This window comes from Blastochloris sulfoviridis (assembly GCF_008630065.1).
GTDB lineage: Bacteria > Pseudomonadota > Alphaproteobacteria > Rhizobiales > Xanthobacteraceae > Blastochloris > Blastochloris sulfoviridis.
The window spans coordinates 16,987-29,097 of sequence record NZ_VWPL01000039.1 but is presented as its reverse complement, the minus strand read 5'-3'; the positions used below and the strand labels follow the sequence as shown (position 1 = coordinate 29,097).

Sequence of the window (12,111 nt, the reverse complement as noted above, 5' to 3'; positions counted from 1 at the left end):
GTCGTTGGCGAGCAGGCTCGCAGCCGACAGCACCAGCGGCGTCTCCTCGTCGGTCGCCGCAAGGTCGTTGTGCGCGACAGGCGGCGCGTCGACGGGGATCGGTATCGTCCCATCTGCGAACTGCAGGAATTCGATGTCGGTCAACGTGTCGAGGCCATCGCGACCTGAGACCGTATCAGCGATCGTGACGACGCCGCTTGTCGTGAACCCGATCGCGTAATCGGCAAGATTGCCGCTGAACACCGCCGTGTCCGTGCCGCCGCCGCCGTCCAGATCGTCGGTGCCGGCGCCGCCTTCCAACACGTCATTGCCGGCCAAGCCGAGCAGCACGTTGTCGCCGCGGTTGCCGACGAGGCGATTGTCGAGTTCGTTGCCGGTGCCGTCGACGTCCTCGTCCCACAGCTTGATGGCTTCCTTGGTGTAGATCGCGTAAGCCGAGGGCACGTTGGCCGCCTCGCGGAACAGAGCGACGTCGACAAACCGCGTCATGTCGCTCACCTTGTGCCGTCCGGAATCGGCGATATAGAAGCCGAGGATCTCGCCGCTCGTCTCGCCATAGACGACGCCGGTGACCGTGACGACATGGTTCACCGCGCCCGAGTCCGCGTAGCCGGCCTCGCCCCACAGCGCACCGGCATTGACCGCGATGATCACGCCGCGGCCGCTGCGGACCAGATTGGCAATGCCCTGCTCGTTGTAGCCCTCGATCAGCGCGTTGCGGATGCCGTAGCTGTCGAGCAGCGCCTGCTGGCCCATATAGTTCGATCCGCCGCGCACATAGGGCGGCAGGTCAGGATCGGTCACCGCCCAGCCGTGCGCGATCGCGCGCTCCACCACGTCTGTCTCGGTGGTGGGCTGGCTGGCCTGGGTCAAGAGATTGGCGATCGAGGTCAGCGCGCATGTGCCCCAATAATCCGGCACGGCGTCGCCCTGCATGTAGTCGAGCTCGTTGGCCTTCGGGTAGCCGTAGACCAGCGCCGGCTCGCCGTCGACCAGCCCCTTCTCGGGCTTGGCGAAGTCGAGCAGGATCATGTTCTCCACATTGGCGGCAAGCACCGTGTCGATGGTGGTCTGCACCGTGTCGGTGCCCTCGCCGGCAAGTTCTTCAGTCACGTCGCCGGCATTGTCGACATAGTACGTGTCATCGCCGGCGGCCCCAACCATCAAGTCCGCACCGGTGACGCCGTCGAGGATGTTGTCTCTGGAATTGCCGATGATCCAGTTATTGAGGCTGTTCCCGGTGCCGTGGATGTCGTAGCCCTCAAGCAGGCGCAGTTCCTCGACGCCGGCGTTCAGGAGATAGTTGGCGCTGCTGACGACCATGTCGTAGCCTTCGCCGGCGAATTCGAGGATCGTGTCGTTGACGCTGTTGACGACGTAGATGTCGTCGCCTTTGCCGCCCTCCATGGTGTCGGCGCCGGCGCCGCCGTCGAGATAATCGTCGCCAAGCCCACCGAGCAGAATGTCGTTGCCGGCGCCGCCATAGAGCCAGTTGTTGTCGCTCTCCCAGTAATACAGCGTCTGCTTGACTTCGTTGTAGCCCGTGAAGCCGACGAGGATATCGTCGCCACTCCCGCCATACAGCACGTCGTCGCCGACCTGGCCGAACAGCCGGTCGTCGCTGGCACCGCCATAGAGCAGGTCGTTGCCGTCGCCGCCCTGCAACTCGTCTGTTCCCCCATTACCCTGTAACATGTCGTTGCCGAGCCCGCCCGACATCAGGTCGTTGCCGTCACCGCCGTACATCATGTCATCGTCGGTCTCGCCGTAGGACAGCGTCTGCTTCGTCTCGTTGATGCCAGTGAAGCCCATCATCATATCGTCGCCATCGCCGCCCCGCATGACGTCGTTGCCGACCTGTCCGAACATGTTGTCGTTGCCGGCCTCGCCGAGCAGGTGGTCATTGCCGACGCCACCCTGCAGTTCGTCGTCGTCGTCGCCGCCGAACAGCGTGTCGTTGCCGTCGTCGCCGAGCAGGAGATCCGCACCGGCGCCGCCGTCGAGGTAATCGTCGCCAAAATCGCCGAAGAGGTCGTCATTGCCGCTGCCGCCATAGAGCGTGTCGACGTCGGTCTCGCCGGCGGCGAGCGTCTGCTTGGCCTCATTTGCCGCCGTGAAGCCGACCAGGACGTCGTCGCCATCGCCGCCCCACAGGATATCGTTGCCAACCTGACCGAACATGCGGTCGTTGCCGGCTTCGCCGGCCAGCTGGTCGTTGCCCTCGTTGCCCTGCAACTCGTCATTGCCGGTGCTGCCGAACGCGATATCGTTGCCGGCGCCGCCTATGACGAAATCGTCCTCGCTGCCGCCGTCGAGATAGTCGTCGCCAAGACCGCCGGAGAGCACGTCAGAGCCGGTCCCGCCATAGAGATAGTCGTTGTCGGTCTCGCCGGAGGAGAGCGTCTGCTTGGGATCGTTGCTCGGCGTGAAGCCCAGCAGCGTGTCGTTGCCGTCGCCGCCATTCAGCACGTCGTTGCCGACATAGCCGAACAGCCGGTCGTCACCTGTGCCGCCGTCGAGATAGTCGTTGCCTTCGTTGGCCAGGAGGTCGTCCGCGCCTTCCTCGCCGTAGAGCTTGTCGTCGCCGGCATAGCCGAACAGCGTGTCGTTGCCGAGGCCGCCCCAGACCTTGTCGTTGCGCGTCGAGCCACCGACCAGGTCGTCGCCATTGCCGCCGAGGAAGTTGACCAGAAGATCGACGTTAAAAGGCGATTCGGCATAGTCATAATAATTCACATTGAATTCATCGTTGCCATCTGTTCCGATCAGGTAGTTCTTGTTTTTAGAATTGATCTTTATGTCGCTGGCGGTCCATTTGATTGTATAAACTATGCTGTGACTCACATACTGATACTGATTATCGCTGTCGCGCAGCGTGCGGTAGTTGCTCGCCGGCACGCTCTGGACGTAGTTCACCTTCGAGATGGTGACCGCCTCGCTCGACTTGGTCGGCGCCGCGACGGCGGCGGGCACCGCGACGGCATTGCCTGTCGTGTAGTAGAGGTAGTTGATCGCGCGGATCTCGGAGAGGCCGGCCTCGGCGGTCGTCTTGATCTCGCCGGTCTCGGCGACGCCGTTCTCGTTGGCATCGACCCAGGCGCGCAGCGTCGAAAGCTCGGTGCCGGTCAGCATGCCGTCGCCATTGGTGTCGAGCAAAATGAGGCCGTATTCGCTCATCCCCTGGCCGGCGGTGTTCAGCAGCACCGGCGTGTCCGCCGCGATCGACGGCGCCGGGTCGGCGCCGGGCGAGCGGCTCTCGTAGAACGCGCCGATGGGGTCGAGGAGCAAGCCACTCCAGCCGGAATAGACGATGCTGCTGACCGGGTTGACGAGCGTAGACACCGCCAAATCGGTCCATGAATTGTAATAGGTGTCCGAGAACAGGCCGCCCATATAGTAGCCGGCCATCAGCCCGTAGTCGAGATTGAGGAAGTCATTGAAGGTGTAACTAACACTGGTTAATGAACTTATGTTAGTTATGCTACCGTTTCCGTAATAGTTTATGTTGAAGTAGTACCCAAGATCGCCGATGATGAATGTTTCTGAACCAGTTACCAGAATGCTGTCAAGGAGGCTCCCTCCGCCACCCGTCCAACTCGCGATGCCATTGTCCGCAACCACGAGGCTCCCGCCGTTACTGAACGAAAACACGGCATTGCCGCTGGCGTCGGCTTCTATGCCCGTCACCGCACCGGCCGCGAAGTCGTATTCTTTGCCAATGCCGACATTGTCTGAAGCCAACGTGAAGTTAGTCACACCGCTGGCAGCCTCCGTTAAGAACCAATTCGGATTTCCCGACTGTTCGTCTATACCAGTCCATTGGAAAACACTCCCTTCTTGCTCCAGAAGGATATTCCCATTGAAATTTATCGGCGAAAAACCTGCGCCGTTTCGAATTTCATTAATTTCATTGGAGTTGAGCAGCAATGTTCCTCTGCCAGGCGCTGGCAGGTCAGGGAAGGGCTCCTCCAAGCCCATGGCTTTAAGGAGCGTTGAGATGACAGCATTGCTGTTACTTATTCCATTCGACTGACTGGATTCGAGCAGGCCCAACGGCGGATAACCAATATTCTTTTGATTAATCAGATCTCCTGCTGCCTGCGCCAACTGGACGTGCGCCATCACGTCTTGCTGGGAGCCGGAAAATATTTCTTGAGGAGCGAAGGTTGAATAATCGGCATTGGGCGAGGAGCCAGACGTGATGTAGTATTTTATGGTGTCGCTCGGCGAAATACCGATTGGCTTCGCTTGGCCATCCGACCCCGTAGCGAGGCCTTCCAACGATAGAATAACTTTGCCGGTGTCATCGCGTACCTCTATTATACCGTGAACGGCGATGCCAAGAGGCTTTTGTACATATACAATTGACCAATCACCCATCTGATGCCCCCGTGGTTGAGTTACCTTATGAGTTCGTAGCTCACAGTGTACGTCACGTGAATGTTTTGGGCGGCATTGCCGCGTCGGTCATAAGAGACCGATATGATCCAATCTGTTCTTCCGTACTTTGGAAACAAGAAGTCGATGCTCCGCAGAACCCGGAAGCGCCTGAGTTCGCAATGGCGGGTAGAGTCAATTGGAGGCCGGCATGACGCGCCTGCCTCCGACAACGCTGCTTCCACCGCTGCCGCGCCGCCTTGTTTCGCTCGCTCGACCAAGAAAGCGCGCAACGCCTTTGATAGGGGCGAGGGTTCCATTGTAGGAATCCCACCATAGCCCTTTTTTCGGATTATCTTGTCGATCTCAGTCTGGCCGATGTTTGATCCAGCTTCGAACGCCTGTGCACCGCAGGCCCCAGTCATGGCCACCAAGCCGAGCATCGCAAAGACGGGCATTATGGTGACAATGCATTTAGTTGCTCTCTCGTCTCCTGGCCGACTTTGCCGGGCCGCGGTGGTGGGACGGCGATCATGCGCCGAAGCGACACCTGCGATCCACGGCGTCCTGGACTTGCGGCCGTTACTTTGCGCGATCTGCGCCATGCTCGCCGTGCTCCTGCGCTCATTCATCGTCATAGTTCGGCGGCAGCGCATCGAACTATCGCCCGACCAACCGAATCCGTCCTCTCCCATTTGGGTAAGATGCCGAGTTTTATTTTTGCCTCCGGCCAACTCGCGGCGAACCGCGTCCAATGATCGGCCAGTCGGCGCTTGCGTGTGCCAAGCGGCCCGCTCCACCGGCTCAAGAGGCGAGGCGGGCCAGCAACGCCACCAGTTCCGTCTGGCCGCGCGTTCCCGTTTTCGCGAACACCGTCTTCAAATGAGTTCTGGCCGTACCGGTCTTCACGCCGCGGTCCGCGGCGATCTCCGCCAGCTTTCGGCCGTGCGCGATGCCGATGGCCACCTGCACCTCGGCGGGCGTGAGCCCGAAGGCCCGGCTGAGCAGGTCGGGTCGCGGCAGGGTCCGGGCCTCGGGGGCCGAAACGAACAACAACAGGCCCGCTTGGTCGAACACCGGCCGCGCGGCGGCCGCAATGGGCAGGGCATGGACGATCAGCGGCAGCCCGATGCTGCGCCGGACCGCCGTGGCCAGAGCCCTCGGGGATTGTCCGGCGCGTCCCATCAAACGCTGCAATCGTTCGTTCGACTCGGGGTCGCTCGCGGCCAGCCGTCCGCTTCGGATCATCAGGCCATCGCGGAGACAGCTTTCGGCGATGTCGTTGAACAGCAGGACTTGGCGGGCATCGTCGAGCAGAAAGCCGCCGCGCCCCAGCAAGCCGAGGATGTCAAGGACGCACGCCAGCGCAGGCATCCGTTCGATCGGGCCGGGCGCGATGCCGAGGTCCCCTCGTGTCGTTACCGGAGATTGGGCGATCTCCATCACCTCTCTCTCCCGGCCTCGTGTCCGTAGCGCAGGATGGGCGACAGCACATATTCGATGATGCGGCGCTGGCCGGTCTTGATCTCCACCGTCACCGCCATGCCGGGCCCGAAGGGCCAGGATTTACAGCCAGAAGCGTCGGGCGAACAATTGAACCTGCGATGCAATCACAGTTTGAGATCCCCGAAGTGGTGAGGAATCCTGATTGTCGCGCATGAGGCCATTTTGAGTGTCGCGCCACAGCCGCCGTCCTGGCGCGCCGCGATCGCTGGCAGGGGCGTCTTCTGAAGGCGCGACCAGTCGCTGTCGACGGCACGCACCTTGAGGCCGAACGCCTTTGCGATACGCAAAATCTCGGCCTCGCCCACCGCGGCGCCGCCGAGCTGGTGGCGGATGCGCTCGGGATCGGCGGCAAGGCCGTGGACCCTCAGCAACAGGACGAGGCAGGCCAGCCCACTGTCCGTCGTCTCCGCGCTCGCCCCTTGCCCCACGGTACGCCCTCACGTGAGGCGGACCCGAAATCCCCCCTCGCACCCTGAACTGTCGGCTGAACCGACGACTCCGCCTCGCGCCACTGTTGCAGGCTGCCTTAACGGAATCATAACGGTCGCTCAGTGGTTGTGCGTCTTCGTCCTTCGATGGCGCCGGAGGGCCTCTGGACGCCCTTGAAAATGGGATGGTATCGATCGATTTTGCGGTAAATCACGTACAGCCCGAGCTTGGCTTCATGGTGCACGACGTCGCGGTCCTGTGGTGACGTGATCGAGCCGTCGCGCACCGACGTGGTCGCGGATGAGCGACTGAATCCAGGATGCGCCGGCGCTCGACGATCAGCGCCTTCTTGGTCATCCCCATGTATTTCATGCGCAGCCGAATTTCATGCGCAGCCGAAAATCGGTTGCCTCGTCGAGCCGGTGTCGCTTCGGCAATATGCGATCCATGCCGATGACGATGAGGTCCGATTCCGTGATCTTGATCTCGTCATCGCGTCGCTTGTCGAGGCGGTGATGCCGGCGATCGATCTCGGCCTGCACGAGGAAGGCATCTCGCCAGCGTCGAAGCGTCGCCCAGTGCTTTTCGGCTTCTTCGGGATCGCCGCCGCACCGGAACCAGACAGCTTTGCCGGGCTCGATGATGACGTCTTCGGGGTGCGGGAGGTCCTTCGGTCGCTCGCTGCCGGGGGCGCTGTATCTCGCGACGTCGTCACGCCAGAATGCATGGCTCTCCGGACCTGTGCGGCGCGAGGTGCGCCGTCACTGCCGGAGCCCCGCGACGGGCCATCGGTCGGCGGGACATTGCATTGGCCCCGTGCGTGGCTACCGCCCAGGACGCGGACAGGAATGCTCTGTTCGGGACGGAAAGCCTGTCCGAGCTTGAGCCCTTCGGAGCATAGGCGGCGCTTCTACTATTGATTGCCACTTTCGGCTGTGCTTCCCTCCTGTTCACGCTCCGGACGTTCGCAGTCCGTGTTTCCTCGGGGGGACGATGCCAGCCGCGTTCAGGTCGAATCAGGGCGCAGAACCCGACACGCAGTTTTTCGGGAAGCGCCTCCAGCACTTCCGGTTTTTTGGCGTGTGATGATCCGATGACCGGCTTCGCCGACCTCTTCAAGCTGGTCACCGAGCGTCCGGAGCCGTTCCCGTGGCAGGCAGCCCTGTACGAGCGGCTGCGGGCCGGCGACATCCCGGCGGCACTCGACATTCCCACGGGGCTCGGCAAGACGTCGGTGATCGCGGTCTGGCTGATCGCCCAGGCGCTCGGCGCACACGTGCCGCGGCGACTGATCTATGTCGTCGATCGTCGCGCGGTCGTCGATCAGGCGTCGGCGGAGGCCGCGGCGATCGCGGCGCGCGTCGGCGGCGATGGCGAGCCGGGCGCGGTGGGCGATGACGTCCGGGCTGCCTTGGGACTATCGCGGGGCGAGGCGCTTCGGATCGCAACGCTGCGCGGCCAGTTCGCGGCCAACCGGCTGTGGTTTACCGATCCCGGCGCGGCCGCGATCATCGTCGGCACGGTCGATATGATCGGCTCGCGGCTGTTGTTCGGGGGCTACGGCGTCTCGCGGAAGATGCGCCCGGTCCACGCGGGGTTGATCGCCTGCGACACGCTCGTGGTGCTCGACGAGGCCCATCTGTGCGCGCCGTTCCTCGCGCTGCTGGACGAGGCCGGGGCCACCGCCGCGGCGGCTGCCGTCCCGGTGCCGACGCTGCGGGTGATGGCGCTGACGGCGACCGGCCGCGGCAGGCCCGGACCGTCGGCGCCGCTCTCGCTCGCAGATGCCGATTTTGCGCATCCCATGGTGCGGGCGCGGCTCGATGCGCAAAAGCCGCTGCGGATCGACGACGCCGGCGACGGCGCGCTGCACGAGGGTCTGGCACGCCATGCCTGGGAGGCGAGACAGGCGCCGGACGGCACGCCCCGCCGCGTGCTGGTGTTCTGCGACAGCCGCAAGGCGGCGCAGCAGGTGCGCGATCTGCTCGTGAAGCAGGAACGCAAGGACGGACGTGTCCGCCTGCTGACCGGGCAGCGCCGCGTTTTGGAGCGCGAGCGCCTCGTGCGGGAGGACGTTTATCGCTGGTTCCTGGAGGGCACGCCGCCGAATGGCGAGCCGGCGCCGGCCTTCCTGGTCGCCACCTCGGCCGGTGAGGTCGGCGTCGATCTCGATGCCGACGCGCTGGTGTGCGATCTCGTGGCGTTCGAGCGCATGGTGCAGCGCCTCGGCCGGGTCAACCGGCGCGGCGGCGCGGCGCCGGCACCGGTGGTGGTGGTTGCGCCGCCGCCGGCCAAGGCCAAACCTGAGGACGCTGCCCGCCGCCGCGCGCTGGAAGCCCTGCCGGCGCTGCCCGATGGTGCGCTGGATGCCAGCGTCGGCGCGGTGCATGCGCTGAAAGCCCGTGCGGCGGCGGATCCGGCACTCAAAGCGATCCTTGAGGCGGCGACGACGCCCGATCCGCTGCGCCCTGCGCTCACGCTGCCGCTGGTCGAGGCGTGGTCGATGACCGCGCTCGACACCCACACCGGGCGGCCCGAGGTCGAGCCGTGGCTGCGCGGCTGGATCGAGGAGGACGAGCCCGAGGTCGAAATCGTCTGGCGGCGCCTGCTGCCTTGGCGCGCCGACGACAAAGAACCTGCGCCGGATGAAATCAATCGTTTCTTCGAACGCGCATCCATCCAACGTTCGGAGATCCTGGAGGCGCCAGTCTCTGCGGTGCTTGACGTGCTGAAGAAGCGAATCGAAGCGCTAAGCAAGGTGGACGCCGCAGTGTCGGCGAACGGACTGAAGAACTCGGTCGTTCTGCTGCTCGATCAGAAAAACGAGTTCGTCGCGGCGTGGACGTCCGAGGCGTTCGGCAAGGAACTGGAAAAGACGCGGACGCGCGACATCCTGGCACGCAAGCTCGCCGGCAAGCGCCTCGTCCTGCAGGCCGACCTCGGCGGCCTCGATGCCGACGGGCTGCTCGATGCCCGCGCCGATGGGCCGAAACGAACGCTCGACGACGAGCCGGACCCCGCGCACGGCTGGACCGAGGCTGAGATCGCCGCCATCGGCTGGCGGGTGCGGCGGATCGAGGGCGACGAACCGCCGGAGGATGGCTGGGCGCGCGCCTTCGCGCTGCCGCTCGGCAGCGGCGACGAGCAGGACCCGGCCCAGCTTGTTGTCGAGAACCGGCTTGCCGCGGAGCCGCCCGGGGCCGATCGCGCGACCGGCCGCACCTCCGAAACCATTGCCGAGCACCACGGCCGCGTCGAAGCTGTGGCCCATCGGCTTGCCGATCGCCTGAACCTCTCCGCCGAGCTTCGCGCGGTGCTGGCGGCGGCGGCGCGGCTGCACGATCACGGCAAGCGGCGTCCGCTGTGGCAGGACGCGATGGGCGCGCCGAAAGACGGCCGGCCCTATGCCAAGACCACCGGCAAAGGCGGCAACCCGGCGCTGCTCGCCGGCTACCGCCACGAGTTCGGCTCGCTGGTGGCGGCGCTGCGCGATCCGGCGCTCGCTGGCGAACTGGCGGGGCTGTCGGACGATCTGCGCGACCTCGCGCTGCATCTGGTCGCTGCTCACCACGGTCTTGCACGGCCGGTGATGCCACCGATCCTGCCACCGGCGCCGGGCGCGCCCGACGACCTGCCGCCCTCGGCTGCAGAGACGATTGCGCGCGAGGCCGCGCTGCGCTTCGCACGGCTGCAGAAGATTTGGGGACCATGGGGGCTGGCGTGGTGGGAGGCGGTGTTCCGCGCCGCCGATTGGCACGCCTCGGCGCCGGATGCTGCGAGCGGGAAACCCGGAGACGGCCGATGAGCGAGGCTTCGATCCCGGTCGATCTGTTCAATCCCGGCCAGGTGTTCGCCTGCCTCGGCCTGATCGAGGCCGCGGACATTCTGCTCGGCGGCGCCGCGGGCGGCTTTCAATGGGACACCGGCGAGCGCGACCTGTTCGTCCTCAGCGCCAATGGCACAGACAATCCGGTCGAAGCGGTGCTGGCGTTCCTGGCCGAGGCGGAGGCCGTCGCCGTCGTTCCGCACGGCGGGGCGCTTTCGACCGAGAAGTGGGGCGTCCGGTCCATTCCATCCGAGCGCGACGTGTTCCCGTGCCCGCGCCCCGACACGCCGAGCGCCCTGCCGTGCCGGCTCGTCGCCGGCGAGCGGTCGATCTTCGTATCGCATTGGGTCGACCGCTCGTCGGCCGGGATCGACAATGTCAAGTTCTGGGCCGGCATGGCGGGCTATCCGGGGCCGGCGCTGGTGCGCGATCTGCTGGCGCAAGTTCGCACTTGGTCCGCGAACCAGCGGGCGGCGGCGGGGGCCGATCCGTTCGGCAATCTCGACCCGTCGAGCGCAAGCGCGGTGCAGTCGAGCAATCTGCGGTTCGACTATCGCGCCGGCACCATCCCGTTCGATGCGGGCTTCTCGACCAACGCGCACAGCGACGTGGCGATGATCGGCTTCCCGCTGGTCGACCTCCTCGCTGCGATCGGCCTCGAACATGCGCGGCCGCACCGCATCGACAAGCTCACCTACAGATACGCCGTCTGGCGCGACCTGCTCACACCCCCGCTCGCCCGCGCGGCACTCGGCACCGCCGGTCTCGGCTTCACAACTCGCACGTTCCGCATCGATCTCGGCTGGCCCGGTCAGGAGAACCAGGCCCGCGCCATCAAGCTCGCCCGGGAGGACACCGCATCATGACCGCGCCGCACGCCTTGACCTCCGAACTTCTCACCGCCTTCGCCGAGGATCCGCGCGGCCCGGTGGCGCTCGCGCTGCGCCAGCAACTGGTGCCGGTGGAGGGCGAGGGCGGCGTGGTGTTCCCGCCGACCTATGCCGACATCGGCTATTCGCTCGACACGCTGTCCGACGGCACCAAGGTGGTGACCATCGACTCGGTCGGCGCCCAAGCCAACCGCATCGAGCCGCTCTTCAAGCGCGCCGCACCGGGCCGGCCGGACAACCCGCTGGCGGCGCTGGTGCCGCAGATCGACATCGCCATCGGCAATGACAGGACGGTCTCGATTCTCGATGCCGGCCACCGGCTCGGCGATGCGCTGATCCGCTCGTCCGGACTGGCGGACGACGCGCGCGCGGCGTTCAAGCTCTATCAGGACAATGGCGACGCCAGCGCGCTCGCCAAGCTTGCCCCGACATCGCTGGTGTTCGGCGCGTGGGACTCGCGCGACACCCAGGCCAAGCTGCCGCGCATCCTGCAATCGGTGATCCGGGCGTGGGATGTCGATGTGCTGCATCGCGCGGCGCAGTACGTGCCGCCGATCGATTATGTCGCCGAGGGCGCGCTGGAGGAGACCGGCGACAAGAGCGAGAACGATGTCCGCTCCCAGCTCGGGTTCCGCCACGCGCCGGCCGTGTGGCGCGACGACGGCCGCAAGGAGAAGGTGCTCGGCGGCGTCGTGGTGCGCGGCGAGATCCGGCGCGATGTGACGATCAACCTCGTCGCGCTGCGCCAGCTTGGCGGCGACAACGGCGCGGCGCTGCGGCGCTACGTGCTCGGCCTCGCGCTGGTGGCGGCGGCCGAACCGCCCGAAGCCTTCCTGCGCCAGGGCTGCCTGCTCACGCCGGCGCCGAACGGCGCCTCCGACTGGGCGATGGTCGCCCGCACCGGCGAGCGGACGCCGGTCGCGCTCGATGCCGACCACGCACTGAAGATCGCGCGCGAGGCGAAGGCGGCATTCGGCGTCGCGCCGGACCGCACGGTGAAATTCGACCCCGGCCGCGCCCGCGACGCGCTCGACGAGAAGAAGGACGGCAAGACGAAGAAGAAGGCGAAGGGCTGACAACGGC

General features: G+C 65.4%; 8 protein-coding genes. 3 read left to right on the top strand and 5 right to left on the bottom strand.

Features of this window, described 5'->3' with window-relative positions:
- The 5 genes from F1193_RS17695 to F1193_RS17170 form a co-directional block, all read right to left on the bottom strand.
- The coding region (locus F1193_RS17695; protein WP_281287258.1) for a calcium-binding protein at nt 1-4,122 on the bottom strand (4,122 nt) is incomplete at its 3' end.
- A gap of 278 nt (nt 4,123-4,400) precedes the next feature.
- Entirely contained in the window at nt 4,401-4,982 is a 582-nt protein-coding gene (locus F1193_RS15170) for a hypothetical protein (RefSeq protein WP_150098642.1), read from the bottom strand.
- 199 nt (nt 4,983-5,181) lie between these two features.
- Nucleotides 5,182-5,820, bottom strand: a complete 639-nt coding sequence (locus F1193_RS15165) for a helix-turn-helix transcriptional regulator (RefSeq protein ID WP_150098641.1) — start codon at nt 5,818-5,820, stop codon at nt 5,182-5,184.
- A 167-nt stretch (nt 5,821-5,987) separates the two neighbouring features.
- The gene (locus F1193_RS15155) at nt 5,988-6,311 is read right to left on the bottom strand and encodes a cysteine peptidase family C39 domain-containing protein (protein ID WP_150098640.1); all 324 of its coding nucleotides are present in this window, start codon (nt 6,309-6,311) and stop codon (nt 5,988-5,990) included.
- 369 nt (nt 6,312-6,680) lie between these two features.
- Nucleotides 6,681-6,854 carry a hypothetical protein gene (locus F1193_RS17170; protein ID WP_170263704.1) on the bottom strand — a complete coding sequence of 58 codons (174 nt, stop codon included), beginning with the start codon at nt 6,852-6,854 and terminating at the stop codon, nt 6,681-6,683.
- Nucleotides 6,855-7,405: 551 nt separating this feature from the next.
- Between F1193_RS17170 and cas3g the strand changes: the two genes are divergently transcribed.
- From cas3g to cas7g, 3 genes are read left to right on the top strand one after another with little or no spacing between them, the layout of a single operon-like run.
- Nucleotides 7,406-10,117: a type I-G CRISPR-associated helicase/endonuclease Cas3g gene (cas3g, locus tag F1193_RS15150; protein WP_150098639.1), complete on the top strand. Its 2,712-nt coding sequence runs from the start codon at nt 7,406-7,408 to the stop codon at nt 10,115-10,117.
- On the top strand, nt 10,114-11,004 hold the full coding sequence (gene cas8g2 / locus F1193_RS15145; protein WP_150098638.1) for a type I-G CRISPR-associated protein Cas8g2: 891 nt from the start codon (nt 10,114-10,116) through the stop codon (nt 11,002-11,004). Before cas3g ends, cas8g2 begins: the two co-directional genes overlap by 4 nt.
- Nucleotides 11,001-12,104, top strand: coding sequence for a type I-G CRISPR-associated RAMP protein Csb1/Cas7g (gene cas7g, locus F1193_RS15140; protein WP_150098637.1), 1,104 nt, complete (start codon nt 11,001-11,003; stop codon nt 12,102-12,104). Before cas8g2 ends, cas7g begins: the two co-directional genes overlap by 4 nt.
- The last annotated feature ends 7 nt before the right edge of the window (nt 12,105-12,111 follow it).